Below are 14,567 nucleotides of genomic sequence, written 5' to 3'. Positions count from 1 at the left end.
CGCTCCTTCCACCGGCGGTCCGGGGGGCGGCGGGGCCCGGGGACGGCGCCGCCGCCGTGTGCCGGGTACCAGCGACCGGCCGCTCTCAATCACGGCGGGCGACCCTGGGAAGCCCTCGGGAGGCCACTCCGGACATTTCTGGCGCTTTATCTCATTTGGGGGTACATAATCAGAACATGAGTACGGCAACGTATGAACTGCTGGCCGCGTCCTCGCACGCGCTCAACGTGACGATCGCCTTCATCGGCGGGCTGGTGATCGCCGGCGCGCTGATCTGGGCCGTACGCATGGGCATGCGGGTCATGGAACGCGAATCCGAACGCCCCCACGCCGACGACCACGGCAAACTCCCCGCAACCGGCGCCGTCCACGAGGAACGGGAGGCGCGGGAGCCCGACGAGATCCCGCTCGCGGCGGACGGAAGCCCACGGCTCATGCCGTACCAGCTCCACCACTCGGGCAGCCGCCGGGGCGAGGACCAGAACCGCCGCCGCTGGCTGCCGGGATCGAGCGGATCCTTCGGCAGCGGCGGACCCGGACACGTGTGACCCGGCGGTCGGACGACGGGCTCCCGCCCCCGAGCGGGTAGCCCGCGGGCCGAGGACGGGGGCCGAGGACGAGGGCCCAAGGACGAGGGCCCAAGGACGAGGGCCCAAGGACGAGGGCCTGAGGACGGGGCCGCCGGCTCGGCACCGCCTCGCGCGAACCGGCGACCGTGGACCGACCTCCGTCGGCTGCGGACATCCCCGCGGACATCCCCGCGGACCGCCTACAGCGCCAGCCACACCGTCGTGTCGGGGCCCAGGCGGCCGTCGTCCAGCGGTGCGCTGCTCAGCAGCACCTCCCCGGCCGGCAGGTCGACCGTCGTGCCGGAGAGATTGGTGACGCAGCGCCAGCTGTCCGAGCGGTCGAACCGGAGGACCCCGGCCGGGACGTCGTCCGACCAGGTCAGCGACTCACCGTCGAGCAGCTTGCGGCGCAGACGCAGGGCCGTGCGGTACAGCTCCAGGGTCGAGCCCTCCACTCCGTCCTGCGCCTGGACGGCGTACGACGCGAAGTCCGGCGGCTGCGGCAGCCACGCCCCGCCCGCGCCGAAGCCGTACGACGGCCCGCCCGTCGTCCACGGCAGCGGCACCCGGCATCCGTCGCGGCCCTTGCGGACATGCCCGGTCTGCTCCCAGATCGGGTCCTGGAGCACCTCGGTGGGCAGGTCGGCGACCTCCGGCAGGCCCAGCTCCTCGCCCTGATAGACGTACGCCGAGCCGGGCAGCGCCAGCATCAGCAGCGTCGCCGCACGGGCCCGGCGCAGGCCCGCCCGCTCGTCGACGGCCGGTGCGTGGCCGCCGGACAGCAGCCAGGCGTCGGTGTCGGTGTCCGGCGGCAGGACCAGGCGGGTGGCGTGGCGGACCACGTCGTGGTTGGAGAGCACCCAGGTCGCCGAGGCACCGGCGGCGTGCGCGTCGGCCAGCGAGCCGGTGATGATCTCACGCAGCTCCACCGCGTCCCAGCCGCCCTGGAGGTACTCGAAGTTGAACGCCTGCCCCAGCTCGTCCGGGCGGGCGTACAGCGCGCGCCGGGCGCCCGGCACCCACGCCTCGGCCACCGCCATGCGGGGCGGGGTGTAGGCGTCGAGGATCTTGCGCCAGTCGCGGTAGACCTCGTGGACGTCGTCGCGGTCGTAGAACGGGTGGGTGCCGGGGGCGAACTCCGTGAGCGCCGCCTCGCTGCTCAGCTCGGGGGAGCCGAGGTCGCGCAGCGGCTCGGTCAGGTCCTTGACCAGCGCGTGCGCCACGTCGACGCGGAAGCCGTCGACGCCCCGGTCGCACCAGAACTTCAGCGTGGTGCGGAAGTCGGCGCGGACCTGCTCGTTCTCCCAGTTCAGGTCCGGCTGCTCGGGGGTGAAGAGGTGGAGGTACCACTGTCCGTCGGGCACCCGCTTCCAGGCGCTGCCGCCGAAGACGGACTGCCAGTCGGTGGGCGGGAGTTCCCCTCGCTCGCCGCGGCCGTCGCGGAAGACGTAGCGGTCGCGGGCCGCGGAACCGGGGCCCGCGTCCAGGGCCTCCCGGAACCACGCGTGGCGGTGCGAGGTGTGGTTGGGGACCAGGTCGACGATCACCTTCAGGCCCAGTCGGTGGGCTTCGGCGGCCATCGCGTCGAAGTCGTCCAGGGTGCCCAGGCGCGGGTCGACGTCGCGGTAGTCGTCGACGTCGTAGCCGCCGTCGGCGAGTTCGGACGGGTAGAACGGGCTGAGCCACAGGGCGTCGACGCCCAGGGCGGCCAGATGGGTCAGGCGCTGGGTGATGCCGCGCAGGTCACCGAGCCCGTCGCCGTCGGCGTCGGCGAAGCTGCGGGGGTAGACCTGGTAGATGACGGCCTGCCGCCACCAGTTGGGGTCCTTGGACGACAGGTCGGGCGTGCGGGTGGTGCTGCGTACGGTCACGCGGTCTCCTTCGCGATGCGTGCGGGCGACACGAATAGATCTGTCCACATCACCCGAAAAGCGAACCCGCGCGCCCGCGACGCGCCGGTGCGCTACCCGCCGGTGCGCTCGACCGCCCCCAGGTAGAGCTTCACGTACCGCGCCACGTCCACCTCCAACGCGACGTCCACCAGCGGCTGTTCGCGGGTTCCCTCGTGCAGTTCGGACTCGCCGGGGCGGATCCGGCGGTCGACGACGGTCTGGCCGCGGGCCGGCCCCGGTGCCAGCGACACCTCGACGGGCAGCCGGTGCGTGGTCAGGCCCTCCGGATCGAGCACCGCGCAGACCGCGCCCGCGTCGCCGAGGCCGCCGCCGGGGTCCGACTCGTCGGTGGCGGGGCCGCGGTGGGCGAGCAGCTCACCGGCGAGCCGGGTGCCGGGCTCGGCGCTCGCCCGCAGCCGGCGCACGTCCGGCCCCGGGACGATCACCCGCTGGAACACGTCAAGGCCGTACATCGTGATCGGCACCCCGGCGGTGAGCAGGATCGCGGCGGCCTCCGGGTCGTGCCACACGTTGAACTCGGCGACCGGCGTCGCGTTCCCGGTGGCCACCGCGCCGCCCATGAACACGATCCGCTCGATGTTGGCGGTGACCTCCGGGTGGGTGCGCAGCAGCAGCGCGATGTTGGTCGCCGGGGCGGTGGGGACCAGGGTGACCGGCCGGGGGGAGGCGAGGATCTCCCGGCGCAGCAGGGTCACCGCGTCCACGTCGACGGGGGCGCGGGTGGGCGCGGGAAGACCGAGGTCGCCCATGCCGTCGTGCCCGTGCACGTGCCGGGCGGTGCGCACCCCCTCGATGAGCGGGCGCTCGGCGCCCCGGGCGACGGGGACGTCCGGGGCGCCGGCCTGCTCCAGCACGGTCAGGGTGTTCCGTACGACCCCCTCCACGTCGGTGTTCCCGGCCACGCAGGTGACGGCGCGCAGGTCGAGCCCCGGGTGGCGGACCGCCAGCAGCAGGGCCAGCGCGTCGTCGATGCCGGTGTCGCAGTCGATGATCACCGGGATCGGCTGCCGGTCGACGGAGGCGGTCGTCACTGCGGGGGCTCCTCGGGCTCAGTGGGGGCGAATCCAGGTGACCCTACGCGGGCTTACGCGGGTTCCCACAGCTCGGGGCCGCGTGCCCGCACCCGGCCGTCGATCCGCCGCAGCAGCTCCGCGCCGGGCACCCGCCCGGGCCGGCGCCCGTCCCGCAGCCGTACGTCCGCCAGGTCGCCGCCCGCCGCCTCCCGCGCGCCGATCACCGCCTGGTACGGCACCTTCCGCGCCGCCCGGACGCGGGCGCCGAGGGTGCCGTGCTCCGGCCCGGCGACCTCCGCGCGCAGCCCGTGGTCACCGGCCCGCCGCACGAGGTCGTACGCCGGGTCCTGCTGCGCCTCGCCGACCGGCAGCACCACCAGCTGCACCGGCGCCAGCCACGCCGGGAACGCCCCGCCGTGCGCCTCGATCAGGTGCGCCACCACCCGCTCCACGCTGCCGATGACGCTGCGGTGCACCATGACCGGGCGGTGCCGGGCACCGTCGGGGCCGGTGTAGCGCAGGCCGAAGCGTTCGGGCTGGTGGAAGTCGATCTGGACGGTGGAGAGGGTGGACTCCCGTCCGGCCGCGTCCGCGACCTGCACGTCGATCTTGGGTCCGTAGAAGGCGGCCTCCCCCTCCACCGCCTCGTACGGCAGCCCGTCCAGGGCCTCCTCCAGCAGTGCGGTGGCCCGCCGCCACAGCTCCGGGTCGGCGACGTACTTGCCGCCCGGTCCTGGCAGCGACAGGCGATAGCGGGCGGCCCGGATGCCGAGGTCGGCGTGGGCGCTGCGGATGAGGTCGAGGGCGGCGCGGGCCTCGGCGGCGGCCTGGTCCGGGGTGCAGAAGATGTGCGCGTCGTTGAGGTGGATGGCCCGCACGCGGGTCAGGCCACCGAGCACGCCGGACGGTTCGGAGCGGTACATGGCGCCCAGCTCGGCGATCCGCAGGGGCAGTTCCCGGTAGCTGTGGGAGCGGGAGCGGTAGACCAGGGCGTGGTGGGGGCACAGGCTCGGGCGGAGCACGACCTCCTCCGCGCCCAGCTCCATCGGCGGGAACATGTCGTCGCGGTAGTGCTCCCAGTGACCTGAGATCTCGTACAGCTCGCGTTTGCCGAGGACCGGCGAGTACACGTGCCGGTAGCCGGCCCGGCGCTCCGCCTCGCGGACGTACTCCTCCAGGGTGTGGCGGACGACCGCCCCGTCGGGCAGCCAGTACGGCAGGCCCGCGCCCATCAGGGGGTCGGTGTCGAACAGCCCGAGTTCGCGGCCGAGCCGACGGTGGTCGTGGTCGTGGGCGGGCGCTGGTGCGGGTGCCTGGGCGGGGTTTCGGTCCTGGTCGTGCACGGTGGTCTCCTCAAGACGGAGGACGAGCACCACGCGAAGAAGCCCCGGGGCGCTCGCCCCGGGGCTTCGGACTCTGCTCAGCAGTCAGCGCGCCGGGACACTCCCCGGCGTCGTCATCAGGAAATGGCGGGCGCGCTTCATGGCCGTGACGGTACCCGCGGGCGGACGCCGCCGCGAGCCGTTTTACGCCGGGCGCCTCACCCGGACGGCCCCGCACGCTGGTGGTGGGGCGGGGGCGGTGGTGCCGTGGAGGGTGCGACCGATCCGCCACGGCGCCGGTCGCCCCGGCCCGCCAGGAGGCACCTGTGCAGCATGCCCCCGCCGCCCGTCCCCTGCTCGCCCTCGCGCTCTCGGCGGCGCTGGCGCTGACGGTGGCCGCCTGTTCCGCCGGCGGCCGGGCGGCGGAGCGGCCCGAAGGCACCGCGCCCGCGACCGCGCAGTCCCCGGCCACGCTTCCCTCGTCCGCGGTGCCCCCCGCGCTCACCCCGGGGCAGGCGCGGGCGGCCCTGATCACGGAGGCCGACCTGGGGGAGACGTGGGAGCCGACGCGGGGTGCCGCGACCTGGCGGGACCAGGTGCTCAAGGCCACCGCCGAGCGGCCCGACTGCGGACGGCTGCTGGACGTCCTCTACACCGAGGAACTCTTCGATGCCGCCATCGCCCCCCGGGCCACGACCGCCCTGGACGACGCGGTCGGCGGGGCCCAGCTGCACTACCGGGTCACCTCGTACCGCGCGGCCGACATCGACAGGGTGCTGACCTGGCTCGGGACGCTCCCGGACACGTGCGGGCGGTTCACGGCCCGGGCCGCCCGCGGCACCGCCCTGGACGTCCGGGTCACCGGCCTGACGCCGCCGGAGGCGGGGGACGCCCGGCAGGGCCTGCGGGTGACGGTCGACGCCGAGGGTGCCGTCCTCACCGTCGACCTCGTCGCCGTACGCGTGGGCGACGACGCGATCAGCCTCACCAACGGCGTCCCCGGCGAACCGGCCGACGACGCCACCTGGACGGCCGTCGAGGTGGGGACAGAGCGGCTGACGGAAGCCCGGCGGCAGGGGCGGGCACAGGTCTAGCGGACGGGCGAGCCGGGTCGGGTCTGGACCTGGACCTGGGGGCACCGCCCGCTAATGGTCGCGGTCGAAGCGCCGGCCGTGGGTGAGTACGTCGCGGGCCACGTCGTGGACGGTGTGGCCGCGTACGAACGCGTCGGCGCGCAGGCGGGCCAGGGCCTCGTCGGCGCCGACGCCCAGCTGGGCCATGATCATGCCGACGGCCTGGTAGACCTCGTCGTGGTCACCGGCAAGCTGGTCCAGCCAGGTCTCCTCCCCGCGCGGCAACGCCATCAGCGCCGTCGTCATGACGTCGGCCACGAGTCGCGCCAGGCGCAGCTGCGGGCCGGCCAGGGGGCCGGGGGTGTCCCGGTAGAGGTCGAGGGTGCCCAGGCACCCGGTGACGCTGCCCAGCGGCAGCGCGTAGACCGCCCGGACGCCGACGGCCGTCGCCTGCTGGGCGAAGACGGGCCACCGGCCGGCGTCGGCAGCGCTGGTCAGGTCGCAGGCGAGCACCGGGGCGCCCGACTCCGCGGCGCTCACACAGGGGCCGGCACCCAGCGTGGCCTGGAGCTCGGCCAGGTACGTCGCCCGGTCACCGCTGGCGCACAGCCGTACCGGCACGCCCTCGCCGCGCAGCGACGCGCTCGCCCCGGTCACCGGCAGCAGCCGTACGGCCGTCCGGCACAGTCGTCCCGGCACCTCGCCCGGCGGAGCGTCCCGCACCTCCGCGGCGATCACCTCGGCGGCGCGTGTCCCGTCCGAGGACCATCCGGATTCGTCGCTGGGCCGCACGCGCACCGCCTCCTTCACTCACGCGGCCGCAGGCTCGACTACCCGTGCCCGACTAGGGGAAACCAGGGCGGACCGGGGGTCGTGAACGGGGGCTCAGCGCTGCTCGTACGGGTTCGCGGGCTGCTCCACCCGGCGTACGTCCGTCGCGTCGAGGACCGGCCTCCAGGCCGCGTCCGAGCCGAGTCCGCCCTACGGGTGGCGGCTGCGAGATTTCCTACAGCGGCGGCTGTGCGGGCGCCGGGCCCAGGGTCGTCGTGCCGGGTGCCGTGCGGTGCCCGAGGCCGGTGCGGTAGGCGTCGAGGGCCGCCTCCACCCGGCCGGTGCGGCGCAGCAGGTCGCCGAGGAGCCGGCACAGGTCGGCCAGGTCGCCGGCGGCGCCCGCCCGTTCCAGCAGGCTGAGGGCGCGGACGTAGTGCTCCTCGGCGGCCTCGGTGTCCCGGGCGTCCTCGGCGATGATGCCGAGCAGCCGGTGCGCGCCCGCGGAGTGCACGGCGCCGCGTTCGGAGGAGAGGTCGTCCAGTACCCCGTGCAGCAGTTCCGCGGCCTCCTCCGACTTGCCGCGCCGGTGCAGTACGTCGGCCAGCTCGACGGCGACCTGGCTGCTGTAGAGGGCGGCGCGGGTGGCGGAGAGCATGCCGAGGGCCTCCCGCATCTCCTCCTCGGCGCGCGGGAGTTCCCCGTTCTGGGCGCAGACGTAACCGCGCATCCAGTGGCAGTTGGCCAGCTCGGTACGGAGTTGCAGCGTGCGGTACAGCTCGGCCGCCTTGGCGAGCGAGGCGTCGGCCTCGGCGAGGCGGCCCTCGGCGAGCAGGGTGCGGGCGACGGAACGGTGCATGCGGGCCACCAGCGCGGGGTCGCCGACGCTGGGGGCGAGGGAGAGGGCGAGTTCGGCGGCCTGGGCTGCGCGCGCGTGGGCGCCCATGTCCATGTACGGGCCGATGGCGCCGGCGTAGAGCAGGAGCAGCGCGTCGGGGTCGTGCAGGCCGCCGCGGTTCAGCTCGTCGAGGGTGGTCTCCAGGAGGTAGACGGCGTACCGCAGTTCACCGGCGAGGTAGTGGGCGAGGGCGCGTCCGCGCAGGGCCGGGACGCGGGCGGGCAGTGGGGCTCCGGCGTCGGCGAGGCACTGTTCGGCCCGCTCGAAGTACTGGCGTCCTAAGGCCAGTTCGCCGGTCTCCACGGCGCACTCCCCGAGGCCGAGCAGCGCGGCGGCCCGTTCCTCGGACAGCTCGTGGGTCTCGGCCTCGGCGAGCAGTTCGGTGTACTGCCCGGCCGCCTGTTCGGCGCCGTCGGTGGCGAGCGTGCGCCGCGCCTCGGTGAGCCTGAGCCGCAGATCGGTGGCGAGCCGGGCCGGGCGCCCGGTGGCCAGCTCCTCGTAGCCGACGCCGAGCCGTTCGGCGAGGTGCCGCAGCGCCTCGCCGGAGGGGCGGACGCGGCCGGCCTCCAGGGTGGAGATGTAGGCGGGTGTGTAGGCCGGTTCCGCGAGCTGGCGCTGGGTCATCCCGCGCTCAGCCCGCAGTCGCTGCACCCGGCGGCCGATGGCCTCCCGGTCGTCACGATCCCCCACTGCCAACTCCCCCTGTGGCTCTTGCCGTTCGACTCCGACGGCTCTAGGTTAAACCGCGGATTAAACGCGCTTAACAGTGCTTGACAGTGCTTGACACAATCCCGTACGCCCCCACAGAGGACACCGTGCCCGAACGCACCCGCACCGCCGAACGTTACGCCAGAGCACTCGCCGCGGCCGTCGCCGCCGTGGCCTGCCTGCTGCTGGCCGCGAACGCGGGACCGGCGGACACGGCACACTCGCCGGCGCCTGCCACGGAGCGGGACACCGCGCCGATCACGGACTCGGTCACGGACTCGGTCACGGACTCGGTCACGGACTCGCTGGTCACCGTGAGCCGCTGAGGCGGGCGGGCCGGCTCGGGCGGTCAGTCCGGCAGGGCGCGTCTGAGGGCCTCGTCCAGTCGCCGTGCCAGTTCCGCGTCGCCCGGCGGGTCGTCGGCGAAGAGGGCGCCCAGCTCGGCGGTGAAGGTCTGGGTGAAGGCGCCGTACAGCGGGGTGCGGGGGCGGTGCACCGCCTCCCGGAGGGCGGGGAGCAGGATGTCGTGGGCGTACTCCGGGCGTCCGGCCGCGTCGCGGGGCACGGTGTCGGCGCCCTCCCCGGTGGGCGCCGCGGAGGGCGTCGCGGCACCCACCGCGCACGTCACGGCGTCGTCCGTGTAGGCGGAGGTGCGCGTCGCCGCGAAACCGGCGTCCAGCAGGCAGCGTTCGCTCTCCTTGCCGGTCAGGTACCGGATCAGGTCGGTCGCCTTGGTCCTCCGCTGGGACGCCGCGGTCACGGCGAGGTTCTGGCCGCCGAGCACGGCCCGCCCCGGCAACGCGGTCACCCCGAGCCGGCCGTCGTCGGGGAACGACTGGTGCAGGGCGGGATACACGTACGGCCAGTGCCGCAGGAAGGTGGTGCGACCGGCGGCGAAGTCGCCGAGGGAGGCCGCCTCGTCGGAGCGGAACGCGTCCGGGAGCACGTACGAGGCCTCCGTACGGCGGCGCAGCTCGGTGATGCCCTCCGTCAGCTCTTCGACGGTGGCGTCGTAATCGCCGTCCTCGTCCGTGAGCGTGAGGCCCGGCACCGCCGACGCGAACGCCTCCACGGCGTTGACCGTCCGCCCCTCGTACGCGGCGAGCTGGGTCGTCCAGCCCTTGTCGTAGCCGGCGGGCTTGTGGTCGCCGACGGCGTTGATCAGCTTCTTCAGCTCCGGCCAGTCCAGGCCGCCCGTCAGGTCGGTCTGCTCGACGTCCGCCTGGCTCAGGTGGTCGCGCCGGTAGTAGAGCAGGCCGACGTCGCTGTTGAAGGGCGCGGCGTACACCTTGCCGTTCCAGCGGGCCGTGCTCGCCACGGGCGCGATGACGTCCTCGTCGAGCAGCGTCCCCGGCAACGGGCTGATCAGGTCCGCGGCGGCGAACTCCGGGACCCAGGTGACGTCGAGGTTGACCACGTCGTAGGCGGCGCTGCCGGACTGGAGCGCGCCGAGCAGCTGGCTGCGCTGTTCGTCGGCGTTGCCGGGGAGTTCGACGAGCCGGGCACGGTAGCCGGTGCCGGCCTTCTCCTGCTCAGTGTTCCAGGCGTCGATGAGCCGCTGGCGGATGCCGTTCTTGCCGGTGACGTCCCGGCCGCTGGCGACCACGATGTCGCCGGGCACGTCGCCGTCGCCGGAGGGCGTCGCCGCGGCCCCGCCGCCGCCGTCACCGTCGCCGCCGCAGGCGGTCGGCAGGAGCAGGAGCAGCGGGGCCAGCAGGACGGCGAACCGCCGTTGCCGCCCTTGCCGTCCTTGCCGCCCTTGCCGTCCTTGCCGTCCTTGCCGTCCTTGCCGTCCTTGCCGTCCTCCGGGCATCAGGCCTCCCCCGTACCGGTGCGCGCGACCTCGTCGTGCAGGGCGGCACCGAGGTCGTCGTCGGCGTCCACGCAGCGGCCGCCGCTCGCCTCGGAGACCAGGGCGTCCGGCTTCCCCTCGTCGCAGGCGCCGCTCTTGAGCGAGACCATCGCGACGGGCGCCTCCCCCGCGCGGGCGAGGGCCAGCAGGTCGCCGAAGCCGTCGCCGGCGAGCCGGCCCACGTCCTCGTCGTCGGTGACGAAGACGATCAGCCCGGGGCGCTCGTCACCTGCACCCCGTTGCGCCATGGCGTCGAGCGCGTCCCGCAGCGCTCCGCGCGGGTCCGCCTCGGCGTCCCGGACCTCGGCCTCGCGGTCGATGGTGTGCTCGGCGTCCTTACGGGTGTGCCGGCCGAAGGGCAGCAGGGTGTCGTACGTGTCCCCGTCGATCCCCGACACCGCCCACACGCCGTACTCGTCCCGCTCCCCGAGCCCGCCCAGCGACTGCTTCAGCAGGCCGGGACCGCCGCTGGGCCCCTCCCACTGGCCGGCCATCGAGCCGGAGCTGTCCAGCAGGAACAGCACCCGGCCGGGGCCGTTGGCACCCCGGTACCCCTCCAGGGACGCCTCCATCGCGTCCCGTCCGGCGGACTCGGTCAGCGGCGACGGCGCCCGCAGCACCCCGTCGCCGACCTCGTCGGGGTCCAGCAGGGCGCGGTCGCCGGTGCTCGCGCGGAAGCCGTCCCGGGCGAACGCGGCACGGCCCCCCTCGCCGGTGAGCCACGTGCGGAAACCGTCCGCCGCGCGGTCGCGGTCGGCCGTGTCGCGGTCGGCGCCCTGCCAGCGGACGCGGACGAAGAGGGGTTCAAGGCCCGGTACATCGCCGGGGTACTGCGCCATGCGCGGGGTGCGGCGGGCGCTGTCACAGCCGACGCCGCTCTTCAGCAGGAACTCGGGGACCAGGGCCGCGGTGCGGTTGTCGACGGCGTCGTCGTCGGGCAGCGCGCACAGCAGCTCGGCGGCGGTCGGCGAGGGCGGTCCCGGCCGGGCGACCCGGTCCTCGGCACGGCGGGGGTCCGAGGCGGCGTCGCCGGTGCCGCGGTACAGGCCGATCGTGGCGAGCAGCCCGGTGTCGGCGTACTCCGGGTCGGGGCGGCGTACTTCGGTGTCCGCGTGCCGGTCGCGCAGGTCGTCGATCATCCGGTTGAGCGGGGGACCGGTGCGCTCGTCGCGGCCCTCGGCGGCGATGTCCTGGGGGACGGCGAGCACGATCGGCGAGTACGCGAAGGGCTCCTCGTCGGGGTCGAGTTCGGCCACGGCGTCGGTGTCCTGTCCGGCGGTGACCCGGGCGGCGTCGGCGGGGGAGCCGGGTATCCACACGTCGGGCTGCGGGCCGACGTCGCGCTGCGGGTTGGTGTCGTGGTCGCGGGGCTCCTGCCAGGCGCCGGTCTGCCTGCGCAGGGCGGTGACCGCGTCGGCGGCGCCCGCGCTGTAGACGGTGATGCCGCTGCGCCGGCAGCCCTCGCCGGTGATGTTCTCCCCGGACGTCAGATACGCGTCGGCGGCGGCCCGGACGGTCGGCTCCAGGTCGGGGTCGGTGAGCACGCGCAGCTCCAGGGGCGGGGCGCAGGAGGAAGGGCCGCCGGTCCGGCCGACGAGCTGCTGGACGCCGATGCCCGCGACGGCGGCCAGCACCAGCAGCACCGCCGTCCAGGTGACCGGCCACCGCCACCGCTTCCACCACCGTCTCACCGCCTCCCGCACCGTCCGGAGCGTCTCGGAGTCAGGGAGGTGACGGATCAGCGCACGCCCGGCCGCGCCCACCCCGCCCAGCAGCGCGGCCAGAGCCGCCCGGACCCGGCGGACGACGCCCGGCGGCTTGGGCAGCGGGGGCGGCCCGGGCGGCGGGGGCGGCGGCGGTACGGGCGGACGAGCGGCCCTCGTCCGGGCGGCGAGGAGCAGATCCTCCCCGGGCTCGGCGCGGCTCTCCGGCTCCCAGGCGTCACCGCGTACGGTCCGGTGGCCGGCGGCGGCCATCCGGGCCCGCAGATCGTCCGCGAGAGCGCGGAACGACACGTCGCCGCCCGCCTCCAGCAGCGCCGCGAGCTCGGCGGTGAACGGCGTCGGGGTGCCGGGACCGCCCGCGTCGATGCGGTGATTGGCCTGCACGCTCATCAGCAGCAGCACCCGCCGCTTGTCGCGGGGCTCCGGGCGGATCCAGGCGGCGTTGCCCGCGAAGCAGCAGTCGAGGACGACCACGATCCGCCGGGCCGGACTGGCGGCGAGCACCGCCTGCACGGTGCTGAACATCTCCGCGCCGGGGAAGACCGCGTGCCCGCCCGCGACCACGCGCGCGTTGCGCATCTGCAGGAACAGTTCGTCGCCCGCGTTCGGTATCGCCCCGTGCCCGGCGAAGTACAGCAGCAGGACGCCCTCGGCCTCCTTGGCGGCCGTCCACAACTCCCGGCCGAAGGTGACCTGGTCGGGGGAGCGGCACACCGTGATCTCCCGCTCGCCGAAGACCCCGCCGTGGCGCAGCGCCTCCCCCAGCCGGTTCAGGTTGTGCTTGACCGCGGGGAGATCGCCGGGCACGCCGTCCGGCGGCGCCGTGTTGTCGTACTCGGACACTCCGACCAACAGCGCCCGGTTCGCCTTCCCCCGCGGGTCGTAACCGGTCACCGGCCGCCTACCTGTCGTCGGGGCGCACCGGCTCGACGCGCGCCTCGGGCGGCTCGCCGTCCTCCACCTCACGGCGGTTGGCCCGCCAGGCCTCCACGGATCGCCTGACCTGGTCCACCACTCCTTGGAACAGCGCGCCCGCGGCGCCCCCGACCACCGCCACCACGATGTCCATGCCGACGCCCATCGGGGCGCCGGCCTCGTCGGTCCGGCTCCGTTCGTCGATGCGCAGTTGGTCGGTCCGGGCCAGATCCGCGAGCGGTTTCTCCCGTTCGAGCCATTTGTGCAGAGCGTCGATATCACTCTCGCTCGCGGTCCCGTCCAGCCGGACGCGGATACCGCGCGTCACCACTCCGTCCCCCTCAGCCATAACTCACCATCATGACACCGCTGTTGCGTACAGGGGAGGGTCCGTACGCCGCTGTCGTGACACGCACGCGGGCGCGCACACCGGGCCCGCGGCACCCGAAGGCGTCAGCCCTGGACCTGCAACCGGCTCAGCTCCCGCCGCACATGGTCCAGCGCGCCCTCGCGCCGCCCCGGCACCCGCCCCCGCAACGCGGCGAGCGCCCCGCCCAGCTCCCGGGCCGGGCCGGCGTCCCGGACCTGCCCCCACTGGTGGTGGGCCCGGTCGACGGCCGCCTCCACCGCCGGGGCCTGCGGCGGCTGGCCGGCGCCCAGCCGGGCCTCGGCCACCGTCAGCCAGGCCCGGCAGCTGCGCACCGGGTCCCCCGCGAACATCGCCAGGTCGGCGCGGACCTCCGTCCAGTGCAGCGCGTCCTCGGAAGCGGGCCCGTGCGCGTGGGCGGCGGCCCGCTCGTGCCGGGCGGCGAGCTCGTCGGCGTCCGCGTGCCGCCCGGACTGCACGGCGGCGGCGATGACGGCGTGCGGGTCGCCGGCCTCCGGTCCCGGCGCCGTCAGCACCAGGTCCGCGCCGGCCGCCGCACCACTGCCCGCGCCCTCGGCCGCGGCGCGGGCCAGCGCCTGCTGGTGCAGCTGGTCCGGCGGCGGCCGGTGCCCGCTGCGCAGGATCGTCGCGACGGCCCGCATGTACGACGGGGCCGCCACCGTCCGTCTCGACGGCGGCGGCGCGATGCGACCGTAAACGGCGTTGTTGCGCCCGGAGTCCAGCGGGCTGGTCCGCAGCCACTGCCAGGTCTCCTGGTCGGCGTGCAGGTCGAGCAGCAGCGTCGTCGCGCCGCTCGGCCGCAGCCGCAGTTCCTCGCGGATCCAGTGCCAGGGCAGGGCGGTGTAGCGGACGGTCGCCGGTGTCGTTCGGGCCAGCGCCAGATGCGGCAGGCGCTGGCGCCGGTCCAGCTGGAGCTGGCCGACGACGTAGACGGTGAGTGGCCCGGGGGCCGCCGCGGCGGCGCGCAGCCGGGTGAGGACGGCCTGCGGCTCCAGCGGGTCGGCGAGCTCGACGACGTTCGCGGTGTCGGTGCCGGAGAGCACGGGGGGCGGCACGGCCGCGAGCACGGGGAGCACGGAGGCGGCGTCCACCAGGCACCCCCTGCCCACGGGCGACGCCGCGAGCAGCAGCACGGTTCCGGGCATGTCCCCTCCCCCTGTCGATCACGTACGGCAGCACCGTAACCGCTGCGGCTGCAAAGCGGGGCACGTAGGGCCGGTCCGGCGGCCGGGCCGCGGGAAAGCGACGTGACCGATCGACGCCGGTCAGCGGGGTCCGGTGCGTCCGGCCGCGAGACGGAACAGGGCGTCGACGCGACGGGCCCCGCCTCCCTTGGGTTCAAGGGGTCGTCGCAACACCGCCTGGTTTCAGGTGGTGAGTAGATCACGTAGACGCTCGGCTGGGGTATCCCAGCCGAGCGTTTT

Annotated in this window: 12 protein-coding genes; 3 read left to right on the top strand and 9 right to left on the bottom strand. The window is 75.0% G+C overall.

Annotation, left to right across the window (positions count from 1 at the left end; translation table 11 throughout):
• The first annotated feature begins 176 nt into the window (after positions 1-176).
• Positions 177-548 carry a DUF6479 family protein gene (locus tag ACFCZF_RS35935; RefSeq protein WP_376675208.1) on the top strand — a complete coding sequence of 124 codons (372 nt, stop codon included), beginning with the start codon at positions 177-179 and terminating at the stop codon, positions 546-548.
• Positions 549-769: 221 nt separating this feature from the next.
• Here the strand turns inward: ACFCZF_RS35935 and ACFCZF_RS35930 are convergent, their stop codons facing one another.
• The 3 genes from ACFCZF_RS35930 to thrS form a co-directional block, all read right to left on the bottom strand.
• Positions 770-2,440, bottom strand: coding sequence for a glycoside hydrolase family 13 protein (locus tag ACFCZF_RS35930; protein ID WP_376675207.1), 1,671 nt, complete (start codon positions 2,438-2,440; stop codon positions 770-772).
• A gap of 92 nt (positions 2,441-2,532) precedes the next feature.
• Positions 2,533-3,513, bottom strand: a complete 981-nt coding sequence (locus tag ACFCZF_RS35925) for a nucleoside hydrolase (RefSeq protein WP_376675206.1) — start codon at positions 3,511-3,513, stop codon at positions 2,533-2,535.
• A gap of 53 nt (positions 3,514-3,566) precedes the next feature.
• Positions 3,567-4,838 carry a threonine--tRNA ligase gene (thrS, locus tag ACFCZF_RS35920; RefSeq protein WP_376675205.1) on the bottom strand — a complete coding sequence of 424 codons (1,272 nt, stop codon included), beginning with the start codon at positions 4,836-4,838 and terminating at the stop codon, positions 3,567-3,569.
• A gap of 305 nt (positions 4,839-5,143) precedes the next feature.
• On the opposite strand from thrS, the gene ACFCZF_RS35915 reads away from it, so the two are divergent.
• Complete coding sequence (locus ACFCZF_RS35915; protein ID WP_376675204.1) at positions 5,144-5,911, top strand: hypothetical protein; 768 nt, start codon at positions 5,144-5,146, stop codon at positions 5,909-5,911.
• 51 nt (positions 5,912-5,962) lie between these two features.
• On the opposite strand, the gene ACFCZF_RS35910 is transcribed toward ACFCZF_RS35915, so the two are convergent.
• Positions 5,963-6,688: a GAF and ANTAR domain-containing protein gene (locus ACFCZF_RS35910; protein WP_376675203.1), complete on the bottom strand. Its 726-nt coding sequence runs from the start codon at positions 6,686-6,688 to the stop codon at positions 5,963-5,965.
• 208 nt (positions 6,689-6,896) lie between these two features.
• Complete coding sequence (locus ACFCZF_RS35905) at positions 6,897-8,246, bottom strand: helix-turn-helix domain-containing protein (protein WP_376675202.1); 1,350 nt, start codon at positions 8,244-8,246, stop codon at positions 6,897-6,899.
• A gap of 125 nt (positions 8,247-8,371) precedes the next feature.
• On the opposite strand from ACFCZF_RS35905, the gene ACFCZF_RS35900 reads away from it, so the two are divergent.
• Positions 8,372-8,590: a hypothetical protein gene (locus tag ACFCZF_RS35900; protein WP_376675227.1), complete on the top strand. Its 219-nt coding sequence runs from the start codon at positions 8,372-8,374 to the stop codon at positions 8,588-8,590.
• A 23-nt stretch (positions 8,591-8,613) separates the two neighbouring features.
• Here ACFCZF_RS35900 and ACFCZF_RS35895 read toward each other — a convergent pair whose 3' ends face one another.
• From ACFCZF_RS35895 to ACFCZF_RS35880, 4 genes are all read right to left on the bottom strand, one after another.
• On the bottom strand, positions 8,614-10,077 hold the full coding sequence (locus ACFCZF_RS35895) for an extracellular solute-binding protein (RefSeq protein WP_376675201.1): 1,464 nt from the start codon (positions 10,075-10,077) through the stop codon (positions 8,614-8,616).
• Positions 10,077-12,734: a substrate-binding domain-containing protein gene (locus ACFCZF_RS35890; RefSeq protein ID WP_376675200.1), complete on the bottom strand. Its 2,658-nt coding sequence runs from the start codon at positions 12,732-12,734 to the stop codon at positions 10,077-10,079. The genes ACFCZF_RS35895 and ACFCZF_RS35890 overlap by 1 nt, the downstream gene beginning before the upstream one ends.
• A gap of 7 nt (positions 12,735-12,741) precedes the next feature.
• Positions 12,742-13,104, bottom strand: a complete 363-nt coding sequence (locus ACFCZF_RS35885; RefSeq protein ID WP_375921255.1) for a hypothetical protein — start codon at positions 13,102-13,104, stop codon at positions 12,742-12,744.
• Positions 13,105-13,208: 104 nt separating this feature from the next.
• On the bottom strand, positions 13,209-14,288 hold the full coding sequence (locus ACFCZF_RS35880) for a hypothetical protein (RefSeq protein WP_376675199.1): 1,080 nt from the start codon (positions 14,286-14,288) through the stop codon (positions 13,209-13,211).
• Between the last annotated feature and the right edge of the window lie 279 nt (positions 14,289-14,567).

The sequence above is a fragment of the Streptomyces sp. NPDC056296 genome, from assembly GCF_042268605.1.
Taxonomy (GTDB): domain Bacteria; phylum Actinomycetota; class Actinomycetes; order Streptomycetales; family Streptomycetaceae; genus Streptomyces.
This window is presented reverse-complemented; position numbering and strand designations above follow the sequence as displayed.

Bases quoted from the DNA above. Each gene is read 5' to 3' on its own strand.
- ACFCZF_RS35885 (WP_375921255.1), bottom strand. From the start codon at position 13,104: ATGGCTGAGGGGGACGGAGTGGTGACGCGCGGTATCCGCGTCCGGCTG.
- ACFCZF_RS35935 (WP_376675208.1), top strand. From the start codon at position 177: ATGAGTACGGCAACGTATGAACTGCTGGCCGCGTCCTCGCACGCGCTC.
- ACFCZF_RS35880 (WP_376675199.1), bottom strand. From the start codon at position 14,288: ATGCCCGGAACCGTGCTGCTGCTCGCGGCGTCGCCCGTGGGCAGGGGG.
- ACFCZF_RS35895 (WP_376675201.1), bottom strand. From the start codon at position 10,077: ATGCCCGGAGGACGGCAAGGACGGCAAGGACGGCAAGGACGGCAAGGA.